The sequence below is a fragment of the Streptomyces sp. GSL17-111 genome (genome assembly GCF_037911585.1).
Classification (GTDB): Bacteria; Actinomycetota; Actinomycetes; order Streptomycetales; family Streptomycetaceae; genus Streptomyces.
In genome coordinates, this window is the sequence record NZ_JBAJNS010000001.1 from 4,093,957 (window position 1) to 4,116,986 (window position 23,030).

General features: G+C 73.6%; 13 protein-coding genes. 8 read left to right on the plus strand and 5 right to left on the minus strand.

Annotated features, from left to right (window positions below; translation table 11 throughout):
• Positions 1 to 197: 197 nt before the first annotated feature.
• Both hpf and V6D49_RS18300 read left to right on the plus strand, forming a co-directional pair.
• Positions 198 to 893 carry a ribosome hibernation-promoting factor, HPF/YfiA family gene (gene hpf / locus V6D49_RS18295; protein WP_340561130.1) on the plus strand — a complete coding sequence of 232 codons (696 nt, stop codon included), beginning with the start codon at positions 198 to 200 and terminating at the stop codon, positions 891 to 893.
• 206 nt (positions 894 to 1,099) lie between these two features.
• Entirely contained in the window at positions 1,100 to 1,849 is a 750-nt protein-coding gene (locus V6D49_RS18300) for a response regulator (protein WP_445330545.1), read from the plus strand.
• Positions 1,850 to 1,886: 37 nt separating this feature from the next.
• On the opposite strand, the gene V6D49_RS18305 is transcribed toward V6D49_RS18300, so the two are convergent.
• Positions 1,887 to 3,074 carry a winged helix-turn-helix domain-containing protein gene (locus V6D49_RS18305; protein ID WP_340561132.1) on the minus strand — a complete coding sequence of 396 codons (1,188 nt, stop codon included), beginning with the start codon at positions 3,072 to 3,074 and terminating at the stop codon, positions 1,887 to 1,889.
• 70 nt (positions 3,075 to 3,144) lie between these two features.
• Positions 3,145 to 3,735 (minus strand): GNAT family N-acetyltransferase, encoded by a 591-nt coding sequence (locus V6D49_RS18310; RefSeq protein ID WP_340561134.1) that lies wholly within the window; start codon positions 3,733 to 3,735, stop codon positions 3,145 to 3,147.
• A 220-nt stretch (positions 3,736 to 3,955) separates the two neighbouring features.
• On the opposite strand from V6D49_RS18310, the gene secA reads away from it, so the two are divergent.
• Complete coding sequence (gene secA, locus V6D49_RS18315; RefSeq protein ID WP_340561136.1) at positions 3,956 to 6,775, plus strand: preprotein translocase subunit SecA; 2,820 nt, start codon at positions 3,956 to 3,958, stop codon at positions 6,773 to 6,775.
• Positions 6,776 to 6,841: 66 nt separating this feature from the next.
• Here the strand turns inward: secA and V6D49_RS18320 are convergent, their stop codons facing one another.
• Positions 6,842 to 7,267, minus strand: a complete 426-nt coding sequence (locus V6D49_RS18320) for an Rv3235 family protein (RefSeq protein WP_340561138.1) — start codon at positions 7,265 to 7,267, stop codon at positions 6,842 to 6,844.
• Between the two features lie 281 nt (positions 7,268 to 7,548).
• Between V6D49_RS18320 and V6D49_RS18325 the strand changes: the two genes are divergently transcribed.
• The 3 genes from V6D49_RS18325 (at position 7,549) to V6D49_RS18335 (ending at position 14,072) form a co-directional block, all read left to right on the plus strand.
• Complete coding sequence (locus V6D49_RS18325) at positions 7,549 to 8,049, plus strand: DUF6912 family protein (RefSeq protein ID WP_340561140.1); 501 nt, start codon at positions 7,549 to 7,551, stop codon at positions 8,047 to 8,049.
• A 62-nt stretch (positions 8,050 to 8,111) separates the two neighbouring features.
• Positions 8,112 to 8,777: an HAD family hydrolase gene (locus V6D49_RS18330; RefSeq protein ID WP_340561142.1), complete on the plus strand. Its 666-nt coding sequence runs from the start codon at positions 8,112 to 8,114 to the stop codon at positions 8,775 to 8,777.
• A 318-nt stretch (positions 8,778 to 9,095) separates the two neighbouring features.
• Complete coding sequence (locus tag V6D49_RS18335; RefSeq protein WP_340561144.1) at positions 9,096 to 14,072, plus strand: NAD-glutamate dehydrogenase; 4,977 nt, start codon at positions 9,096 to 9,098, stop codon at positions 14,070 to 14,072.
• A 64-nt stretch (positions 14,073 to 14,136) separates the two neighbouring features.
• On the opposite strand, the gene V6D49_RS18340 is transcribed toward V6D49_RS18335, so the two are convergent.
• Both V6D49_RS18340 and V6D49_RS18345 read right to left on the minus strand, forming a co-directional pair.
• A complete protein-coding gene (locus V6D49_RS18340) occupies positions 14,137 to 16,320 on the minus strand; it encodes a bifunctional glycosyltransferase/CDP-glycerol:glycerophosphate glycerophosphotransferase (RefSeq protein WP_445330651.1) in 2,184 nt (727 codons plus the stop codon).
• Between the two features lie 158 nt (positions 16,321 to 16,478).
• Complete coding sequence (locus tag V6D49_RS18345) at positions 16,479 to 19,523, minus strand: FtsK/SpoIIIE domain-containing protein (RefSeq protein ID WP_340561148.1); 3,045 nt, start codon at positions 19,521 to 19,523, stop codon at positions 16,479 to 16,481.
• A gap of 432 nt (positions 19,524 to 19,955) precedes the next feature.
• On the opposite strand from V6D49_RS18345, the gene V6D49_RS18350 reads away from it, so the two are divergent.
• Both V6D49_RS18350 and V6D49_RS18355 read left to right on the plus strand, forming a co-directional pair.
• A complete protein-coding gene (locus V6D49_RS18350; protein WP_340561150.1) occupies positions 19,956 to 21,647 on the plus strand; it encodes a serine/threonine-protein kinase in 1,692 nt (563 codons plus the stop codon).
• A gap of 127 nt (positions 21,648 to 21,774) precedes the next feature.
• Entirely contained in the window at positions 21,775 to 22,995 is a 1,221-nt protein-coding gene (locus tag V6D49_RS18355; RefSeq protein WP_340561152.1) for a serine/threonine-protein kinase, read from the plus strand.
• The last annotated feature ends 35 nt before the right edge of the window (positions 22,996 to 23,030 follow it).

The window sequence follows — 23,030 nt, forward strand, 5'->3', positions numbered from 1 at the left end:
TGCCGTACACCACCGGTCCTCACCGGTCGCCCCTTTTGTCGAGTGGGTGGCGATCTTCCCGACGGGGGAGAAGGAGGTGGAAGTCGCAACCCGACGTAGCGCCGGAGGGCGGCCGGTCGGTACCGGAGCCATCCGGCTCAGTGCACCAAGGACGTGCTTCGTCCTCAGGGGCGGGCAGTCCGGGAACGGAGTTCTGCGTGGACATCGTCGTCAAGGGCCGTAAGACACAGGTACCCGAGCGGTTCCGTAAGCACGTGGCGGAGAAGCTGAAGCTGGACAAGGTCCAGAAGCTGGACGCCAAGGTGACCCGCTTGGACGTTGAGGTGTCCAAGGAGCACAACCCCCGTCAGGCCGACCGTTCCGACCGCGTGGAGATCACCCTCCGCCACCGCGGCCCGGTCATCCGGGCCGAAGCGGCGGCCAAGGACCCCTACGCGGCACTCGACCTTGCGGCGGAGAAGCTGGAGGAGCGACTGCGCAGGCGGCACGACCGGCGCACCTCGCGCCGTGGTTCCGCCCGCATCCCGGCCGCCGACGTCGCCGCCACCGTGCCCGGTGCCGCGACGCTCAACGGCAACGGCGAACTGGGCGCCTTCGAGGCCGACGTCAGCCAGGCGCCCCCCATCAGGAAGGTCGGCCCCCTCGAAGTGGAGGGTGAAGGGCCGCTGGTCTGCCGGGAGAAGACCCACAACGCCGCGCCGATGACGCTCGACCAGGCGCTCTACGAGATGGAGTTGGTGGGGCACGACTTCTACCTCTTCATCGACTCCGACACCAAGCTGCCGAGCGTGGTCTACCGCCGGCACGCCTACGACTACGGCGTCATCCACCTCAACCCCGACCCCTTCGCGGAGGAGATCCCGCCCGGCGCGGGTGGCTCTCTCGGCGGCTGAGCCCCGCCGCACCGGCACGTCGCAGGCCGCGTCACCGCAAGGCCGTCACGGCCTTTGCGGTGACGCGGCCCGCCGTGCGGACACGGCGGGCCGGTTCGGCGGCTCCGCAGGAGGCCGAGCCCCCGATAGCATGTGCGTCACGACCAACCGGCGGTCTGCCCAACCCGGTTGGCGCCGACCGGGCATGGCCAGCTGGGGGAGGAACGATGGCGGACGGCTTCGGGCCCACGATGCCCGCCGGTAGCCAGGGCGGCACCGCTGCCGCTGTGCGGGGAACCGGGCGGTGCGAACGGCCTGAGCCGATCCGCGTCCTGGTCGTCGACGACCACGAACTCTTCCGTCGCGGCCTGGAGATCGTGCTGCAGACCGAGGAGGACATCGAGGTCGTCGGTGAGGCGGGTGACGGCGCCGAGGCGGTCGGGAAGGCCGCCGACCTGCTGCCGGACATCGTCCTGATGGACGTGCGCATGCCCCGGCGTGGTGGCATCGAGGCCTGCACCGCGATCAAGGAGGTCGCTCCCAGCGCGAAGATCGTCATGCTGACGATCAGCGACGAGGAGGCCGACCTCTACGACGCGATCAAAGCGGGGGCGACCGGCTACCTCCTCAAGGAGATCTCCACGGACGAGGTGTGCGCCGCCATCCGTGCCGTCGCGGACGGCCAGTCGCAGATCAGCCCCTCCATGGCGGCCAAGCTGCTGACTGAGTTCAAGTCGATGATCCAGCGCACCGACGAGAGCAAGCTCGTCCCGGCGCCGCGGCTGACGGACCGCGAGCTGGAGGTGCTGAAACTGGTGGCGACCGGCATGAACAACCGGGACATCGCCAAGGAGCTGTTCATCAGTGAGAACACCGTGAAGAACCATGTGCGCAACATCCTGGAGAAGCTGCAGCTGCACTCCCGGATGGAAGCCGTCGTCTACGCGATGCGGGAGAAGATCCTCGAGATCCGGTGACCGGCCCGGCCCCGCCCGCCCCCCTGCCGCGCCCGGCTCAGCCGGCGGGGACCGGGAGCGCCGTGGCGAGTTCGGCGCGCAGCGCTCCGGCCAGTGCCGCGTCGTCGCAGCGCTCCACCCGGACGTCCTCGCAGCCCACCCACGCCGCCGCCTCGACCAGGGCGGTGGCCATGGGAGCGACGGCACCGCGCCCGGCCATGGACACCTGGCGGGCCACGAGGGTCCTGCCCTCCCGGGCCGGATCCACCCGGCCCACCAGCCGACCGCCCGCCAGCAGCGGCATCGCGAAGTAGCCGTGCACGCGCTTGGGCTTCGGGACGTACGCCTCCAGCCGGTGGGTGAAGCCGAAGACCCGCTCGGTGCGCGGCCGGTCCCAGATCAGGGAGTCGAACGGGGACAGCAGGGTCGTGCGGTGCCGGCCGCGCGGCGGGGACGCGAGCGCCGCCGGGTCGGCCCAGGCGGGTCTGTCCCACCCCTCGACCTCGACCGGCACCAGCGGCGTCTCGGCGAGCACCGCGTCGACCTGGGCGCCCCTGAGCCGGTGGTAGTCCGCGAGGTCCGCGCGGGTCGCCACGCCGAGGGCGGTGCCGGCCTGGGCGACCAGACGGCGCAGGCACTCCGCGTCGTCCAGGTCGTCGTGGAACAGAGCGTCGGGGACGGCCCGCTCGGCCAGGTCGTACACACGCTTCCAGCCGCGCCGCTCGGCGCACACGACCTCGCCGGTGTCCAGCAGCCACTCGACGGCGATCTTCGTCTCCGACCAGTCCCACCACACGCCGCCGTTCTTGGCACCGCCGAGCTCCGACGCGGTGAGCGGGCCGTCGGCCTTCAGCCGGTCGCGCACCCGGGCGCAGACCGCGTCCCGGTCCGCGAGGTCGTGCCAGCGGCGGCCCCGTGCGCGCAGCGCGCGCCTGCGGAACGAGAAGAAGGGCCACTCCTCGACGGGCAGGACGCACGCCGCGTGCGACCAGTACTCGAAAGCGTGACGCTCGGACCAGTACGCCGCCTCCACCGCCTCCCGGCCGACAGCACCGAGCCGGGCGTAGGGGACCAGCTCGTGCGAGCGGGCCAGCACCGAGATCGTGTCCAGCTGCACCGCACCGAGCCGCCGCAACACGCCCCGCACCCCCGCCCGGCGGTCGGGGGCGCCCAGGAACCCCTGGGCGCGCAGGGCGAGACGACGGGCGTCGTCGGCGGACAGGGACAGTGCGGGCGCGGACGTCATGAGCCCCACGGTAGGCCGGACGACTGACAACGCGTCCTTCCCGAGACGGCCCCGGGGGCCCGCGGGCGGCTCAGGGTGGCGGCGGTGTGGCGGTGTAGGGCGTCCGCCCGCTGCGGCCCCAGTCCGAGGGCAGGAGCGAGGCCGACCAGTCGTCGCGCCGCTCGCCCCGGTGCACGGTGCGGGCCCGGTGGACGCCCTCCATGACGAACCCGAGACGCCGGGCGACCGCCCGGGACGGCTCGTTGCCCACGTGGGCGTACCACTCCAGCCGCTCGGCCCCCAGGGAGGTGAACGCCCAGTCGACGACGGCCCGCGCGGCCTCGACGGTGTAGCCCCTGCCCCGTTGCCCCCCGGCCGTCCAGTACCCCAGCTCGGCGGTGCGGTCGGGCGTGTACAGCCTCGCGGTGTTGACCAGGCCGGTGGACCCGACCAGGGTGCCGTCGGGGGTGAAGACGCCGAACGTGTACAGCGTGCCGTCGCGCCACCCTGCCGGACCGATGTTGACGACGAAGTCCTCCGCGTGTTTGCGTGCGTACGGGTACGGCACGGTCGTCCAGCGCGCGATCTCGGCGTCCTGGCAGGCGGCGAAGACGGCCTCCGCGTCGCGTTGTTCGAACGGACGCAGGCGCAGCCGTTCGGTGCTCAGGGTGACGGGTTCCATGCCGGGATTGTGCCGCCGTCGGCGCGCGGCGGCGTCCACCGGGTCGGAGCGGCACCTTCCGGGGGTCCGGCACGTTGGGGGTACAGGGGCGCGCGCCCCTCGCATACGATGGCCGGTGCGGCGTGCTTTCGGCAGGGAGAGGCCCTCGGCAGGGAGAGGGAGGGATCAGCCGAGCATCGCACCACCGTGCCAGGCCCGACCGGCAAGGAGACCATCCCCAGTGTCCGTCTTCAACAAGCTCATGCGTGCAGGCGAAGGCAAGATCCTGCGCAAGCTGCACCGCATCGCGGACCAGGTGAATTCCATCGAAGAGGACTTTCTGGACCTCTCCGACGCCGAGCTCCGGGCCCTGACCGACGAGTACAAGGAGCGGTTCGCCGACGGCGAGTCGCTGGACGACCTGCTGCCCGAGGCCTTCGCCACCGTGCGGGAGGCCGCCAAGCGGGTCCTGGGCCAGCGCCACTACGACGTGCAGCTCATGGGCGGCGCCGCGCTGCACCTCGGCTACGTCGCGGAGATGAAGACCGGTGAGGGCAAGACCCTCGTCGGTACCCTGCCCGCCTACCTCAACGCCCTGTCCGGTGCGGGCGTGCACCTGATCACGGTCAACGACTACCTGGCCCAGCGCGACTCCGAGACCATGGGCCGGGTCCACAAGTTCCTCGGCCTCGACGTCGGGTGCATCGTCGCGAACATGACGCCGGCGCAGCGCCGCGCGCAGTACGCGTGCGACATCACCTACGGCACGAACAACGAGTTCGGCTTCGACTACCTGCGCGACAACATGGCCTGGTCGAAGGAGGAGCTGGTCCAGCGCGGCCACAACTTCGCCATCGTCGACGAGGTGGACTCGATCCTCGTCGACGAGGCCCGCACGCCGCTGATCATCTCCGGCCCGGCCGACTCGGCCACCAAGTGGTACGGCGACTTCGCGAAGCTGGTCAAGCGCCTGGAGCGCGGTGAGCCCGCCGACGTCCGGCTCCAGAAGCCGGAGACGGGCGACTACGACGTCGACGAGAAGAAGCGCACGGTCGGCATCCACGAGTCGGGCGTCGCCCGCGTGGAGGACTGGCTGGGCATCGACAACCTCTACGAGTCCGTCAACACGCCGCTGGTGGGCTACCTGAACAACGCCATCAAGGCCAAGGAGCTCTACAAGAAGGACAAGGACTACGTCGTCATCGACGGCGAGGTCATGATCGTCGACGAGCACACCGGCCGTATCCTCGCCGGCCGCCGCTACAACGAGGGCATGCACCAGGCGATCGAGGCGAAGGAGGGGGTGGACATCAAGGACGAGAACCAGACGCTCGCCACGATCACCCTGCAGAACTTCTTCCGCCTGTACGACAAGCTCGCCGGTATGACCGGTACGGCGATGACCGAGGCCGCCGAGTTCCACCAGATCTACAAGCTCGGTGTGGTCCCGATCCCGACGAACAAGCCGATGGTCCGGAAGGACCAGGCGGACCTCATCTACCGCACCGAGGTCGCGAAGTTCGACGCCGTGGTGGAGGACATCGCCGAGAAGCACGAGAAGGGGCAGCCGATCCTGGTCGGCACCACCTCGGTCGAGAAGTCCGAGTACCTCTCGCAGCAGCTCAAGAAGCGGGGCGTGAAGCACGAGGTGCTGAACGCGAAGAACCACGAGCGTGAGGCCCACATCGTCGCGGAGGCCGGCCGCAAGGGCTCCGTCACGGTGGCGACGAACATGGCCGGGCGTGGTACCGACATCCAGCTCGGCGGGAACGCCGACGCCATCGCCGAGGCCGCGCTGCGGGCGAAGGGCTACGACCCGCAGGAGCACATCGAGGAGTGGGCCGCCGCGCTGCCCGGCGCCCTGGAGCAGGCCGAGGAGGCCGTCAAGGCGGAGCACGAAGAGGTCAAGAAGCTCGGCGGGCTCTACGTCCTGGGCACCGAGCGGCACGAGTCGCGCCGTATCGACAACCAGCTCCGCGGCCGTAGCGGCCGGCAGGGCGACCCGGGCGAGTCCCGCTTCTACCTGTCCCTCGGTGACGACCTGATGCGGCTGTTCAAGGCGCAGATGGTCGAGCGCGTGATGGCCATGGCGAACGTTCCCGACGACGTGCCGATCGAGAACAAGATGGTCACCCGCGCCATCGCCTCGGCGCAGTCGCAGGTCGAGCAGCAGAACTTCGAGATCCGCAAGAACGTCCTGAAGTACGACGAGGTGCTGAACCGGCAGCGCGAGGTCATCTACGGCGAGCGCCGCCGTGTCCTGGAGGGGGAGGACCTGCACGAGCAGGTGCGCCACTTCATGGACGACACGATCGAGGCGTACGTCCAGGCCGAGACGGTCGAGGGCTTCGCCGAGGAGTGGGACCTCGACCGGCTGTGGGCCGCGTTCAAGCAGCTCTACCCCATCTCGGTGACGGTGGCCGAGCTGGAGGAGGAGGTCGGCGACCGCGAGGGGCTGACCGCCGAGTTCCTCGTCGAGGCCGTCAAGGAGGACATCCACGGTCAGTACGACGCCCGGGAGAAGGAGCTGGGCGCGGAGATCATGCGCGAGCTGGAGCGCCGGGTCGTCCTGTCCGTCCTGGACCGCAAGTGGCGTGAGCACCTCTACGAGATGGACTACCTCCAGGAGGGCATCGGCCTGCGGGCGATGGCCCAGAAGGACCCGCTGGTCGAGTACCAGCGCGAGGGCTTCGACATGTTCCAGGCCATGATGGAGGGCATCAAGGAGGAGTCGGTCGGCTACCTGTTCAACCTTGAGGTGCAGGTCGAGCGGCAGGTCGAGCAGGTTCCGGTGCAGGAGTCGCGGGAGGAGGAGGCCCCGAAGGACGCCGTGCCGGCGGGTGCCCGTCCGGCGATCAAGGCCAAGGGGCTGGACGCGCCGCAGCGCCCGGACCGCCTGCACTTCTCCGCCCCCACCGTGGACGGCGAGGGCGGTGTCGTCGAGGGCGACTTCGTGGCGGAGGACGCCGACGGCCCGACGACGCGTTCCTCCGGCGACGGGATGACGCGTGCGGAGCGCCGCAAGGCCCAGAAGAGCGGTGGCCGTCGCCGCAAGAAGTGAGCCGGGCGTGACGGGAGGGGCCGGAGACCACAGCGGTGGTCTCCGGCCCCTCCCGCGTCGGTGGTGTCAGGCGCGGCAGCGCAGATCCGACTCGACGGCGGCGCACCGCCACCGGCGGTCGGGTGCCTGTTCCAGCCGGAAGGCCAGGGCGCGGGTGCGCTCCCCGACGCGCACCCGCGCGAACGCCTCCAGCACCCCGGGGCCGGGGGTGGACGCGCCGACCTGCACGAGCACGGGTTCCTGTGCCGGCCGCGCCGCCGCGAGCGGTGCCAGCGGTGCGAGGCGCAGGAGGTCGTCGTAGGCACGTCCCTCGACGTGGCCGAGCAGGCTGTGCACGGGCCGCTGTCCGCTGAGGACCTGGAGCAGCCGGTGTGCGAACCAGTAGTGGGGCAGCCGGTCCCGCGCGCTGCGGCGGGCGGCGGCCAGCGCCGATCGTGACGGTCGCCGGCTGTCCTTGCGGCCGGGCGGCCGGGTGGCGTGTGTGGTGATCATGGTGATTCCCCGTGAAGCGACGTGAAGTGAACGGAAGCGGCACTACTGGCCAGTAGCTTTGGTCACTCTTTGTATCCGTGACGTCACATCGGTGCAACGCCGTCCCTGCCGCACCGTCGGCCGTTGCCGCGTTCACCCGTTCCGGCGTCCGACGGTCGTTGTTTGACCGGTGACCCGGCTGACCTGCGGTGCGGTCGAGCCCGCTCGGCGGGGGAGCGCTCCGGCGGGGCCGTATCCTGGCGGGCAGTCCGGTTCACGGCCTCACACGAAAGCGGCAGTCCATGCGCCTCTACGTCCCCCTGACCCTGCCCCGGCTGGCCGTGGTGCACCGGCGGGGCGAGCTCGGCCCCGCCCCGCTCACGGCCTTCGCGGTCACGCCCGCGCTGCGCGCGTGGTGCGCCTCCGACGACGTCGAGGAGCTGGAGTACGCGGCCCTCGGCCGTGCGGCGCTGGGCTCCCTGCGGCTGCTGGCGGACGACCCCGCGGCCCCCCGGCGCCGCGTCGTGGTGGCGGTCGACGTCGCCGACCGTGCCGTCTCCGTCGCCGACGACGGCCCGGACGGCGACGCCGTCGGCCAGGTCCGGGTCGACGGCGCCGTGCCGCTGGCCAAGGCGGCGGCCGTGCACGTCGACGCGGAGGACGCCGTGGCCGACGTCACCGCCGCGGCCGGGGCGCTGCACGCGGCGGACGGGGGCGAGGAAGCCGCGCGTCAGGTGGTGGACGGGGCCGAGGCGCACGAGCTGCTCTGGTACGCCACCCAGGAGCTGGACGGTCTGCTCTGAGCGCAGGTGCCGGGTACGGCGGGCCCGGTCGCGTGTCGGTGCCTGCGGGTACCGTCGAGGGTATGCATGGGGAGACCACTCACATCGTCTGGGACTGGAACGGCACGCTCCTGCACGACATCGACGCCGTCATCGAGGCGACGAACCTGGCCTTCGCCGAGGTCGGCATGGAGCCGGTGACGCTGGAGCGCTACCGCGAGCTGTACTGCGTGCCGGTGCCGCGCTTCTACGAGAAGCTGACCGGCCGGATCCCCACGGACGAGGAGTTCGCCGTGCTGAACGAGTGCTTCCACCGGCACTACTTCGACCGGGTCGACACGGTGACGCTCACCCTGGGCGCGGCCGAGCTGCTCGCGGCCCGGCAGGCGGCCGGCGGCACCCAGTCGCTGTGCTCCCTCGCGCCGCACGACCACCTCGTGCCCCTGGTGCGCAGGCACGGCATCGAGGGCCACTTCACCCGGGTCGACGGCCTGGCCACCCCGCTGTCGGGGCACGGCAAGGCCGCGCACATGGCCCGGCACCTGGCGTCGCTGACGGACGTCGACCCACGGCGCACGGTCGTCATCGGCGACGCCGTGGACGACGCACTGGCCGCCCGGCACGTCGGGGCGCGGGCCGTCCTGTACACCGGGGGATCCCACAGCCGGGCCAGCCTTGCGGAGGCCGGTGTTCCGGTCGTCGACACGCTGGCGGAGGCCGTGGAGGCGGCGGAACACCTGGCCCGGTAAGGCACGTGCCGCGTGAGGGCCCTGTCCAGACCGTCAAACTTCCGGCCCCGCTTTTGTACACATACGGACCATGACGCGCCCCCGGTCCGGGGCGATAGCCTTACCCCGTGATCAGCGCGATAGCCGTGCCCGGGGACGTAGGCGACGTGGCCCTCCCCGTACTCCGCCCGCGACATCGCGAGGCAGTGCCGGTTGCTGATCGAGTTTCCCGGCATACCGTCGAACTGGAACGGCCCGCGAGGGCGTCGACGTCTTGCCCTGTACGACCGGACACCCCATCTGACGTCACGCAACGGCGCGCGACAGGAGCCAGAGGACATGCAGACCAAGCTGGACGAAGCCAAGGCCGATCTGCTCGGGCGAGCCGCCCAGGCCGCTGAGGGCAGCCCCACCGGGAGTCTCCCGGTACAGGGGCTGACCCCGGAGGCACTGGGCGCGTATCTCCAGCGCTACTACCTGCACACGGCCCCGGAGGACCTGGCCGACCGGGAGCCCGTGGACGTGCTGGGGGCCGCCCTCTCGCACCACCGGCTCGCCCAGCAGCGCCCGCAGGGCACGGCGAACGTCCGGGTCTACACCCCCTCCGTCGAGGAGAACGGCTGGACCTGCACCCACACGGTCGTGGAGGTCGTCACCGACGACATGCCCTTCCTGGTCGACTCGGTCACCAACGAGCTGACCCGCGAGGACCGCGGCATCCACGTCGTCATCCACCCGCAGGTGATCGTCCGCCGCGACGTGACCGGCAAGCTGCTGGAGGTGCTGGACGCCGGGCGTGACCCGCTCTCCCCGGAGCCGAACACCCACCGGCCCGACCAGCTGCCGCCGGACGCCGTCACCGAGTCCTGGATCCACGTCGAGATCGACCGGGAGACGGACGCGACGGACCTCCAGCAGATCACCCTGGACCTCCGCCGCGTCCTGTCCGACGTCCGGGAGGCCGTCGAGGACTGGCGCAAGATGCGCGGCACGGCCCTGGCCATCGCCGACGACCTCCCGAACGAGCCCACCGACGACCTGTCCGAGCAGGAGGTCACCGAGGCGCGCGAGCTGCTGCGCTGGCTCGCCGACGACCGCTTCACCTTCCTCGGCTACCGCGAGTACGAGCTGGCGCGCTCCACCGACGCGAGCGGGGAGCGGGCGGACGTGCTCAAGTCGGTGCCCGGCACCGGCCTCGGCATCCTGCGGGCGGACCCGACGCACACCGCCGACGACGAGGGGCACCCCGTCTCGCCGTCGTTCAACCGCCTGAGCCCCGACGCCCGCGCCAAGGCGCACGAGCGCAGGCTGCTGGTGCTCACCAAGGCCAACAGCCGCGCGACCGTGCACCGCTCCTCGTACCTCGACTACGTCGGGGTGAAGAAGTTCGACGCCGACGGGAACGTCGTGGGCGAGCGCCGCTTCCTGGGCCTGTTCGCCGCGTCCGCCTTCGTCGAGAGCGTCCGGCAGATCCCCGTGATCCGCCGCAAGGTCGAGGCCGTGCTCTCGCACGCCGGCTTCACACCCGACAGCCACGACGGCCGGGACCTGCTCCAGATCCTGGAGACCTACCCGCGCGACGAGCTGTTCCAGATCCCCGTGGACGAGCTGCGCTCCATCGCGATCTCCGTCCTGTACCTCCAGGAGCGCCGCCGCCTGCGGCTGTTCCTCCGTCAGGACGAGTACGGCCGGTACTACTCCGCGCTCGTCTACCTCCCGCGCGACCGCTACACGACGAACGTGCGGCTGCGGCTCATCGACATCCTGCGGGAGGAACTGGGCGGCACCAGCGTCGACTTCACCGCCTGGAACACCGAGTCGGTCCTCTCCCGGCTGCACTTCGTCGTCCGCGTCGAGCCGGGCTCGCAGCTGGGCCGCCTCACCGACGCCGACGCCGACCGCATCGAGCACCGCCTCGCCGAGGCCGCCCGCTCCTGGGCCGACGGCTTCGCGGAGGCCCTGGTCGCCGAGTGCGGCGAGGAGCGGGCCGCCGAGCTGGGTCGCCGCTTCGGCACCCTCGGCAGCAACGCCTTCCCCGAGGGCTACAAGGAGGACTTCTCCCCCCGCGCGGCCGTCGCCGACCTCCAGCACCTGGCGCAGCTGGACGAGACGGGCGAGGGCTTCGCGCTGAGCCTGTACGAACCGGTCGGCGCCGCCCCCGGCGAACGACGCTTCAAGATCTACCGCACCGGCGAGCCCGTCTCGCTCTCCGCCGTCCTGCCCATCCTCCAGGCGATGGGCGTGGAGGTCGTGGACGAGCGGCCCTACGAGCTGCGCACGGCCGACGGCACCCGGGTGTGGATCTACGACTTCGGGCTGCGGCTGCCGGAGCCCAGCGCGGACGCCCTGGGCGAGGACGCCCGCCGGCGCTTCCAGGACACCTTCGCCGCCGTCTGGCGCGGGCAGGCCGAGAACGACGGCGTCAACGCCCTCGTCCTGGCCGCCGGGCTGACCTGGCGGCAGGCCATGGTGCTGCGCGCCTACGCCCGCTACCTGTGGCAGGCGGGCGCGAAGTTCGGCCAGGCCACCATGGAGGAGACCCTCCGGCGCAACGTCCACACGACCCGGCTGCTGGTGAGCCTCTTCGAGGCGCGCCTCGCCCCCGAGCGGCAGCACGCGGGGCGGGAGCTGCTCGACGGGCTGCTGGAGGAGCTGGACGGCGCCCTGGACCAGGTGGCCAACCTGGACGAGGACCGCATGCTGCGCTCCTTCCTCACCGTCATCAAAGCCACCCTGCGCACCAACTACTTCCAGCGCACCGACGACGGCGAGCTGCACGACTACGTGTCGATGAAGCTCGACCCGCAGGCCATCCCCGACCTGCCCGCACCCCGTCCCTCCTACGAGATCTGGGTGTACTCGCCCCGGGTGGAGGGCGTGCACCTGCGCTTCGGCAAGGTCGCCCGCGGCGGCCTGCGCTGGTCGGACCGCAAGGAGGACTTCCGCACGGAGATCCTCGGCCTGGTGAAGGCCCAGGAGGTCAAGAACACGGTCATCGTGCCCGTCGGCGCGAAGGGCGGTTTCGTCGGCAAGCGGCTGCCGGACCCGGCCGTGGACCGGGACGCGTGGCTGGCCGAGGGCATCGCCTGCTACCGCACGTTCATCTCCGGGATGCTGGACATCACCGACAACCTGCTGAACGGCGAGGTGCTGCCGCCCAAGGACGTCGTCCGGCACGACGAGGACGACACCTACCTCGTCGTCGCCGCCGACAAGGGCACGGCCACCTTCTCCGACATCGCCAACGAGGTCGCCGTCTCCTACGGCTTCTGGTTGGGTGACGCCTTCGCCTCCGGCGGCTCGGCAGGTTACGACCACAAGGGCATGGGCATCACGGCGCGCGGCGCCTGGGAGTCCGTCAAGCGGCACTTCCGCGAGCTGGACCACGACACGCAGACGCAGGACTTCACGGTCGTCGGCGTCGGCGACATGTCCGGTGACGTCTTCGGCAACGGCATGCTGCTGAGCGAGCACATCCGCCTGGTCGCCGCCTTCGACCACCGGCACATCTTCGTCGACCCGGATCCGGACGCCGCGACCTCGTACGAGGAACGCCGTCGGCTGTTCGAGCTGCCCCGGTCCTCCTGGGCGGACTACGACACCGACAAGATCTCCGCGGGCGGCGGCGTCTTCCCGCGCAGCGCCAAGTCGGTGCCCGTCTCACCACAGCTGCGCGAGGCCCTCGGCCTGGAGTCCTCCGCCGCGAAGCTGACGCCGTCGGAGCTGATGCAGGCCATCCTCCAGGCACCGGTCGACCTGCTGTGGAACGGCGGTATCGGCACGTACGTGAAGGCGTCGGGCGAGAGCCACCAGGACGTCGGCGACAAGGCCAACGACGCGATCCGCGTCAACGGCAGCGACGTGCGGGCCCGCGTCGTCGGCGAGGGCGGAAACCTCGGCCTCACCCAGCTCGGGCGCATCGAGTACGCCCTGTGCGGCGGCAAGGTCAACAACGACGCCATCGACAACTGCGCCGGAGTGGACACCTCCGACCACGAGGTCAACATCAAGATCCTCCTCAACGCCGTCGTCGGCAACGGGGACATGACCGTCAAGCACCGCAACGCCCTGCTGGCCGAGATGACCGACGAGGTCGGCGAGCTGGTCCTGCGCACCAACTACGCGCAGAACGTGGCGCTGGCCAACGCCCTGGAGACGGCCCCCGGCCTGCTCCAGGCCCACGCCCGCTTCATGCGCGCCCTCTCCCGTTCCGGTCGGCTGGACCGCTCGCTGGAGCACCTGCCCTCCGACCGGCAGATCCGGGAGCGGCAGACCAGCGGGCAGGGCCTCACCCAGCCCGAGCTGGCGGTGCTGCTGGCCTACGCCAAGATCACCGTCACCGAGGCGCTGATCGGCACCGACCTGCCCGACGACCCGTACCTGCGGAAGCTGGCCCACTCCTACTTCCCCCGGGCGCTGCGCGAGCGGTTCCCCGACGAGATCGACCACCACGCGCTGCGCCGTCAGATCGTCACCACCGTGCTCGTCAACGACACGGTGAACACGGGCGGTTCGACGTTCCTGCACCGGCTGCGGGAGGAGTCGGGGGCCACGACCGAGGAGATCGTGCGCGCGCACACCGCCGCCCGGGCCATCTTCGACATGGCCCGGGTGTGGGACGAGGTCGAGACGCTCGACAACCGGGTCGCCGCCGAGACGCAGACCCGCATCCGGCTGCACAGCCGCCGCCTCGTGGAGCGCGCGACCCGCTGGCTGCTGGGCAACCGGCCGCAGCCGCTCCTGCTCGCCGAGACCGTGGAGGTCTTCAGCGAGCGGGTGGAGACGGTGTGGTCGCAGCTCCCCGCCCTCCTCAAGGGCGAGGACCTGGCCTGGTTCGAGGCGATTCACGAGGAGCTGGAGAACGCGGGCGTGCCCTCCGAGCTCGCCCGCCGCGTCGCCGGGTTCTCCTCGGTCTTCCCGGCCCTGGACATCGTGGCCGTCGCCGACCGCACGGGACGCGAGCTCCTGGACGTCGCCGAGGTGTACTACGACCTCGCCGACCGGCTGAACATCACCCAGCTCCAGGACCGCGTCAGCGAACTGCCGCGCGCCGACCGGTGGCAGTCCATGGCCCGCGCCGCGATCCGCGAGGACCTGTACGCCGCGCACCAGCTGCTCACGGCGGACGTGCTGTCGGGCGGGGACGCCACGGCGACCGCCGAGCAGCGGTTCAAGGCCTGGGAGGAGAAGAACGCCGCGATCCTCGGGCGCGCCCGGGCGACGCTGGAGGAGATCCACAACTCCGAGACGTTCGACCTGGCGAACCTGTCGGTCGCCATGCGCACCATGCGCACCCTGCTGCGCAGCAACCGCTGACGGCGGCGCACGACCGCGGGCCGGACGGGCTGCTCCCCGTCCGGCCCGCGGTCGTGCGCGCGTCCTACACGCCGGAGCGCGTGGAGCGCAGCGTCTCCGCCGGACGCACGACGCGCGGTGCGGGCGGGGGCAGCGGGGCCGGCCTGCGCTCGTGCGGCGGGACGACGGGCGCGAGACCGGCGCCGTCCAGGAAGACGGCCCGCACGACGCGCTCGGCCGCGTGCCCGTCGTCGTAGGGGCAGAACCGCTCCCGGAACGCCGCCCGCAGCTCCGCGCCCTGCGGCGCCCGCCAGGCGCCGCTGTGGAACAGCCGCACCAGCGTGGGAAGGTCGCGGACGACCGGCCCGGGCGGCGCGGTGGTGAGGTCGAAGTAGGTGCCCCGGGTGGCCCGGTAGGTCTCCCAGTCGTCGGCGTGGATGACGATGGGCCGGTCCAGGTTGGCGAAGTCGAACATCAGCGGCGCGTAGTCGGTGACCAGCACGTCGGCCGCCAGGCACAGCCGGGTCGCCGAACGGTGGGGGCCGCGCGGTGCGCCGCCGTCGAGCACGGTGAAGCCGGGGCCCAGCGTGTGGGCGAGCCGGGCGAGGTCCAGCCGGGGCCGCCCGCGCAGGTAGTCCCGTTCGGCGGGCGCGTACAGGACGGCCACGGTGCCGGGCGGCACACCGAGCTCGGCCCGGATGCGGGCGACGTCGTCGGCCGTGGCCCGGTACATGACGTCGTTGCGCGGCGCACCGTACTCCAGCGTCGTGTACGCGCCGGGGTAGGCCCGTTCGCGGGCGAGGGTGGAGTGCCGGTTGGCGGAGACGCTGTAGTCCCAGGCGTCGATGCGGGACAGGAGCGTCGCGAAGTCGGTGCCGAGCCCGGCCACCGGGTGGTTGCCGAGGTCCAGGCCCTCCCGGGCGAGCGGCGTGCCCACGTGGGTGCGCACGAGGGTCTGGCCCTGCCGCTTGCGCAGCCCCGGCTCGACGTCCCCGCTGGTCACCAGGTACTTGGCCCGCGCCAGGGCGCGCCAGTGCGCCGCCGAGCCCGGCTGGAGGCGTCGCACCCTGCGGTGCAGGTCCGGTGCCTCCTCGGCGGTGCCCACCCAGGCGGTGCGCAGCCCGGGGACGAGCCGGCGGGCGGTGGCCTCCAATGCCGCCGGGTCGCCCGCGTAGCCGCCCTCGGCCGGGGCGGCGAAGACGGCCAGCGCCGGGTCGACGCGCCGGCGCAGGTGGATCCGGTAGTACGTCCGCATCAGCGGGCCCCGCACGGCGCGTACAGCGGCGCGTAGACGCCGTCGCAGGCTCCCCGCCGCCCACAGCAGCCGGAACGTGCGCCGGGCGCCGAGCCGGAGCAGCAGGTGCCGCAGGTCGGTGCGCCCGGCGGCGTCCCGGTAGCGCGCGCACTGCTTGCCGCTGCGCCGGAAGAACTCCGCGCGGGCGGAACGCGGCAGCCGTCCGGGCGCCAGGATGACGGAGACCAGGTGGTCGCTCATGCGGCGGTAGAGCATCGGCCGCCACCGTGCGAACCGCTGCTGTTCGCCGACGAGCGCGAAGACGCGGTCGTACTGGCCGAAGACGTCGAAGTGCCGCCGGGGGGCCTGCGCCAGCAGCCCGCCGGACCTGCGGCGCCGGTGCTGGACGCACACGCGGTCCAGCACGGTGACGGCCTCGGCCGTCAGCAGCGTCCACCAGGTGAAGGGCACGCCCTCGTAGGCGCCTGGTGGGAACCGCAGGCCGCCCCGGAGCAGGAACTCCCGCCGGTAGGCCTTGTTCCACGCGACGGCGGGCAGCCGGAGCAGCCCGGGCCGGTCCTGTGCGCGGAAGACCTGCGGCTCGCGGTGGTCCAGCATGCCGGCGGGGACGCTCCGTTCGATGCGGCCGTGCCAGAAGGCGCGCTCGTGGTCGAAGACGAGGACGTCGGGACCCGCGGTGTCCTCCAGCCGGTCGGCGACGGCCTGGAGCGCGCCGGGGGCCAGTGCGTCGTCGCTGTCGAGGAAGAGGACGTAGTCGCCGCGCGCGTGCAGCATCCCGGCGTTGCGGGCCGGCCCCGGCCCGCCCGGTTCCGGCAGCCGCAGGACCGTCACCCGCCGGTCGGTCCCGGCCGCCTCGGCGAGGAGGCCGCCGCAGCCGTCGGGGGAGCCGTCGTCCACCGCGAGGAGCTCGAAGTCGGTGAAGGACTGGGAGAGAACGGACTCCAGGCACTCGGGCAGGTAGGCATGGACCTGGTGGGCGGGAACGATGATGCTGAAGCGGGGCACGGCACACATCCCAGGGGTGGGCGCGGTCACGGGGCCGGTCTGTTAAGCCGATAATGCGTGGCGCGCACGCGGTGCCACGCCATCCGGACCACCGCACCGCGTTTCCCACTCGACCGGCCCACCCGGGAGTACCCCATCCGTGGGCGTGTGCTCTCCGCTCCGGGCCGCTACGCCAGCGGCGGCACCGGCACCGCCCCGGACTCGGCCGTCGCCCGCTCCATCGCGCTGGCCAGCAGCGCCAGGTCCGTCGGACCGTTGCCCATCTCACGGACGGGCCGCCGGGTGGGCGGGTCACCGGCCCGCTGCCAGTCCAGCGGCAGGACCGTGGGGCGCTGCGTCGCCGTGCGCGGGATCCGGGCGGTGACGCGCCCGGCCTGGAACGGCGTCGAGGAGCCGTCCGGGCGGTGGAGCACCCCGCGCCCGGGCGGGCCGCCCCCGTCCGGGGAACCGCCGAGGGCGACGCGCAGCGCCGACCCCTGGTCGGCCACGGTGTGGGCGGTCCGGTCCGGCCGGCCCGTGGCCGAGACGAGGTGCACGCCGAGCCGCACGCCCTCCCGGGCGACCGTCTCCAGCGCGCGCACCACCGACCCCGCCGCCGGACGGCCCGGGTTGCCCAGGGCGGGGGCGACGAGGGCGTCGAGGTCGTCGACCAGCACGACCAGCCGGGGCAGCACCGGGCCGGGGGCGCCCCCTGCGGTGCGCGGACGAAGCCGGAGCGTGCCCCGGTCGGCGTCCACGCCGCTCCCCGCGAGGTCCGGAACCGGCGGGGCGCCCTCGGGGCCGCCGGTGCCGGCCGTCGCGGCAGTGCTGTGTCCGGGCAGGGCGTGCGTCTCGTAGGCCTCGCCCTCCAGCAGCTCGGCGCGCCGCTTCAGCTCACCGCTCAGGGCCTGGGCGAACGCCCGCATCCGCACCGGATCGCCGGCGTTCAGGTACGTCGACGCGTGCGGCAGCTCCGTGGCCGCCCGCAGCGTCCGGCCGGTGCCGCCGTCCACGAGCAGGAGTGCCAGCCGGTCGGGGCGGTCGCCCGCCGCGAGGGCCGCCGCGACCGAGCAGATCAGCTCCGACTTGCCGCTGCCCGCCGCACCGCTGATCAGCAGGTGGCTGCGTGCCGTCGCCAGGTCCACGTCGACGGGCCCGCGCGGACCGGCGCCGAGGACGAGGGCGGCACCGGGCGGCGCCACCGGCTCCGGCCAGCGGGCCAGCACCGCGGCCGGGGTGGCCCGGGCCAGGCCGAGCTCCTCCAGCAGCCGGGAGCCGTCCGGCAGCGGAGCGGCGTGCCGGGGCGCCGGAACGCCCGCCTCCACGGCCTCCGCCTCGCGCAGCGGGGCGAGCGCGCGGGCCACCCGCTCGGCCCAGGCGGGGGACACGCCGTCCACCGTGGCGGGCTCGCCCGCGCGGTCCCCGCCCCGGCGCACGACGCGGACGGCCGTGGCGACGGCCCCGCTGAGCAGCCCCACCGCACCGCACTCCCGGAAGGCGGGCAGCACGGTGTTCGCGGCGGCCAGCGTCTCGGACTGCGGGGACGACGGCGTCGCGGGGGCCGTCTCGGCCAGACACAGCACGTGCACCCCCGCCGCCGCGCCGCCCGACGTGAGCCGGGCCACCGACTCGCGCAGCGCGGCCGAGCCGGGGTCGCCGTCCACGACGAGCACCGTGGCGGGACCGGTGTGGCGGGCGGCGGCGGCCATGACGTCCGCCCGTTCGGCGCTCGTCCACTCGGGGCCGAGCGGGCTCTCCTCCAGCCGCCGCGCGAGCTCCGCCGTGCGCGCGGTGGCCTGCTCGCGGTCGAACGCGAACAGCAGACGGCAGTCCTGGCCGTGGGCCGGGCGCAGGTGCGGCAGCCAGCCGAGCCAGGACCAGTCCCGGGTACGGGTCGTGCCCCGGCCGGAGGCCAGCAGCACGATCTCCAGCCCGCCGGGCGGGTGCAGGGTCACGAGTTGGGCCAGCACCGAACGGGCCAGTGACAGCAGCCGGGACCGGGGACCGGCCAGCCCGAGGGAGCCCGCCTCGCGCAGCGACACCGTCACCGGACTGCCCGCGCGGGCCCCGTGATGGGCGGTGCCCAGGCGGACCGTCAGGGCGTCCTGGTGGGCGGGGTGCCGCTCCCACAGGCGGGGGCCGGGTCCGAGGGCGGTGAGCAGGATCTCGGCCGCGTCCGGCCAGCGGCCCGGATCGGGTGCGGGTACCGGGCCACCGGGTGCGGCCGCTGCGGGCCCGGGGGAGCGCTCGCCGGCCTCGGGGGCGTTCCGCTTGCCCGACAGGCGGCGGGCCCAGGCGCTCATCCCGCGCACGGCCCGCCGCTCCACGGCGGCCCGGTCCGACCCCGCAGGCCCGCCGGGCAGGCTGGGCGTGGGGGGACCGGGCGTGGGCGGGCCGGGGGGCGGCAGGAACGGCGTGGGCGCGCCCGCCAGTCCGGAGCCGTGTGTGACGCCGCCCGTCGGCCCGGCGGCCGTCCCCGAGGGGCCGCCCCGGCCCCGGGCCCCCTCCGGCCCGGCCTGTTCCGGGACGAAGGCCAGCGCCGCGCCCTGTCGGCCTGCGGCCTCCGGACTCCGCCGGGGCGCGGGGGCGCCCGGCTCGGGAGCCACGGCCACCGGGTCCGTCCGCAACCGCAGCACGGACTCGCCCACCCGCAGGGACGTGCCCGGCCGCAGCGCGACCGGGCGCTCTCCGACGGGGACGCCGTCGGCCGTGGTGCCGTTGGTGGAACCGAGGTCCGCCACGGTCACGGAACCGGTCTCCGCGACCGTCACGACGCAGTGCAGCCGCGACACGTCCGGATCGTCCAGCACGACGTCCGCGTCGGCCGAGCGCCCGATGCGGACGTGGCCACCGTGCAGCAGGTGGACGCCGCCCGCGTCCGGCCCGGCGACGACGTGCAGCCGGGGGCCGCTCGGCGCCGGGGCGGCGGGGGGCTCGAAGGGCTGGTGCAGGGAGACGACGGCGCCGTCGACGAGCGGTGGCTCGCCGAGCGTGTGCCGCTGGGCGTCGAGCCGCCTGCCGCCCACGAAGACGGCGGCCGACTCACCCTCCCGCGACGGCGCGGCGGGCGCGGCGGCGCCCGCGCACGCGGCGGCCCACGCGGCGGACAGGCCGCCGGTGACGGCGGCGAGCACGGTGCCGGGCGGCGCGGTGACGAGCACGTCACACGCGTCCGTGCCCTGCCCCGAGCCGGCGCGTGGCCCACGGACGGTGAGCCGGATCTGATTCGGCATCGGCCCCTCCCGGTTCAGCCCCGTCGGTGCATCCTGCCACCCGCGACCGACAAGGCATGCCGCGAGCACGGTCCAATGATCTTGATTGAGCCGGGTCACGCGTAAGAGGGACCGCTTGTGACCGAGTTCACATCTGACGGGGTAACACTTTCGACCAAGCACGTACGTATCACGACCGCCCCCGTCTCCGCCCGGCGAGGTGGCCTCTGGCCCCCGCCGCCACGTGACCGGCGGGGGAGATCGGCGGGGGAGAGCGCTCCGCCCGATCCCCCGCCGGTCCGTCCGGGCCCCGACTACAGTGGAGCGGGCGGCCGCCCGCGCGAGCCGTGCCCGACTGCTGGACCGATCGGCCCGGCAGCGTCCAAGATCATTCAAGCCCGGACCATCCGGACGGGCGCCCAGCCCGGCAGGAACGACCAGGGAGCCGATGACGTGCGGCCCGTAGGCAGCAAATACCTCCTCGAGGAGCCGCTCGGACGCGGCGCCACCGGCACCGTGTGGCGCGGACGCCAGCGCGAGGCGGCCGGCGCGGAGGCGGCGGTCACCGGCAGTCCCGGTGAGCTCGTGGCGATCAAGGTCCTCAAGGAGGAGCTGGCCGGCGACCCGGACGTCGTCATGCGCTTCCTGCGCGAACGCTCGGTGCTGCTGCGCCTGACCCACGAGAACATCGTGCGCACCCGCGACCTGGTGGTCGAGGGTGACCTCCTCGCCCTCGTCATGGACCTGGTCGAAGGCCCCGACCTGCACCGTTACCTGCGTGAGAACGGGCCGCTGACGCCGGTTGCCGCCGCCCTGCTGACCGCGCAGATCGCCGACGCGCTCGCCTCCAGCCACGACGACGGCGTCGTCCACCGCGACCTGAAGCCCGCCAACGTCCTCCTCGCCGAGGACGCCGGCGGCATGCGGCCGATGCTCACCGACTTCGGCATCGCCCGGCTCGCGGACTCCCCGGGCCTCACGCGGACGCACGAGTTCGTCGGGACCCCGGCCTACGTCGCACCGGAGTCCGCCGAGGGCCGGCCGCAGACCTCCGCCGTCGACGTCTACGGCGCCGGCATCCTGCTCTACGAGGCGCTCACCGGACGGCCGCCCTTCAGCGGCGGCAGCGCGCTGGAGGTGCTGCACCGGCACCTGAACGAGCAGCCGCGCCGCCCCGACGGCGTCCCCGAGCCGCTGTGGACCGTCATCGAGCACTGCCTGCGCAAGGCGCCGGAGGAGCGGCCGGGGGCCGTCACGCTGGCCCGGGCCCTGCGGACCGTCGCGGCCGGGCTGGCGCCCACCGCGAGCCCGGCCGCCTACGAGGCCGCCCTCGGCGTGGCCGCCCTGCTCGCCCCCGACCCCAGCCCCGCCCCGGTCCCGGGGACGACTCCCGCCGCAGGAGCGGGCGACGCCGACCCGACGCAGGTCCTGCCCTCCGGCGGTGCCGGCGCCGGGTACGACCCGAACGCGGCGACGACGGTCATGGGGCACGGGGCGCCCGGCGAGGGCCCGGACGGGGGCGCGGACCGCACCACCGTCATGCCGCAGCAGCCGCCTCAGCAGCAGTCCGGGGAAGGGGCGCACCCGTGGCAGAACCAGATGCGCGCCGCGCGGGAGCGCAACGACCAGACGCAGTTCCAGCCGCTCGACCCGGCCCAGGACCCGCTGCGGCGGCGTCCCGCCCGTCGCCCGGCCCCGCAGCGCCCCACCGGCGACCGGCCCCCGCAGCAGGCCCAGCCGCCGCAGCACGCCCAGCCGCCGCAGCGGTACGCCGAGCCGCCACAGCGGTACGCGCAGCCCGCGCCGCAGCAGCCCGCGCCCGCGCCGCAGCACTACGAGCCGCAGCCCCGGCCCTACGAGCCGCAGCCGCAGCGGTACGAGCAGCGCCGCCCGGAGCGGGCCCCGCGTGAGCCCAGGCCGCCGCGGCGCAGCGCCAACCCCATGCGCATCCCCGGCCTCGGCTGCCTCAAGGGCTGCCTGTTCATGATCCTCATGCTCGTCGCGATCGTCGCGCTGGTCTGGAACTTCACCCCCGTTCCGGAGTGGGTGGCCGAAGGCCGCAGCTTCTGGGAAACGATGGTCGACTGGTTCAACAACGTCCGCGACAGCGTCGGCGCCACCACCGACGGGGGCACGGCGGGCTGAGCGGAGGGCGACCGACCGCCGGCACGGGACGCTCACTCCGGCGCTTTGTCGACTTTCGGGGCGCGAGTTCGGCCGTTACCCGCGTTCGCAGGTCACGCGCGCCCCCGCGCCGCGTACTTTGGACGCCATGGCACGGAAGATCGGCAGTCGTTACACCGCTCACCGGATCCTGGGCCGGGGCAGCGCCGGCACGGTGTGGCTGGGCTCGGGACCGGAGGGTCGCGTCGCCATCAAGCTGCTGCGCGAGGACCTGGCGGCCGACCAGGAACTCGTCGGCAGGTTCGTGCACGAACGCACCGCGCTGATGAGCCTGGACCATCCGCGGGTCGTCGGCGTGCGCGATCTCGTGGTGGACGGCAACGACCTGGCGCTCGTCATGGACCTGGTGCACGGTTCCGACCTGCGCACCCAGCTCGACCGGCACCGCCGGCTGACGCCCGCCGACGCCGTCCGCGTCACCGCCGACATCGCCGACGCGCTGGCGGCGGCACACGCGGCCGGGTACGTCCACCGCGACGTCAAGCCCGAGAACATCCTGCTGGACGAGGCGACCGGGCACGCCCTGCTCACCGACTTCGGTGTGGCCCGGCTCATCGACGCCCCCCGGCGCGGTGGCACGGGACGGGTCGTGGGCACGCCGGACTACGTCGCTCCCGAGATCGTCGAGGGACTCCCGCCGCGCGCCGCCGTCGACATCTACGCGCTGGCCACCGTGCTGTACGAGGCGCTCGCCGGGTTCACCCCCTTCGGCGGCGGACACCCCGGTGCCGTCCTGCGCCGCCACGTCACGGAGGCCGTCGCCCCGCTGCCGGGCGTCCCGTCCGAGCTGTGGCGGCTCGTCCACCAGTGCCTGGCCAAGGCTCCGGCCTCCCGGCTGCGGGCCGCCGAACTGGCCGCGCGGCTGCACGAACTGCAGCCCCGGCTGCTCGGCGTCCCGGCCCTGGACATCGACGAGCCGGAGCCCGAGCCCGTGCCCCAGGAGGAGCCGCCGGCCTATGAGCCGCCGCCCGCCCGGGGCGCCGTGCCGCTGGTGCGCGGTACCGCCGCACCGGACTCCGCCAACCGCGAGACGCACACGAGCATGCGTGTGCCCGGGGCCGAGGAACTGGCCGGCGGCGCGCACGGTACGGCGCGCACACCCCGCGCTCCGGGTCAGCCGCGCGCCGGTTCCGCACGTCACCGTGCGGCCGAGCGCCGCCGCCGCGTCCGACTGACCGCCGCCGCGACGCTCACGGCGGCGGCGCTCGGCGTGGGCGGCTGGCTGGCCTTCGGTGGCGACGGCGACGACAACGGAGCCCCGCCCCCGGCCGTCGAGCCGGACGCCGGGCCCGACGCACCCGCCGAGTGACCGCCCCTCGCGCCCCTTCCGGCGGGACCGCAGAG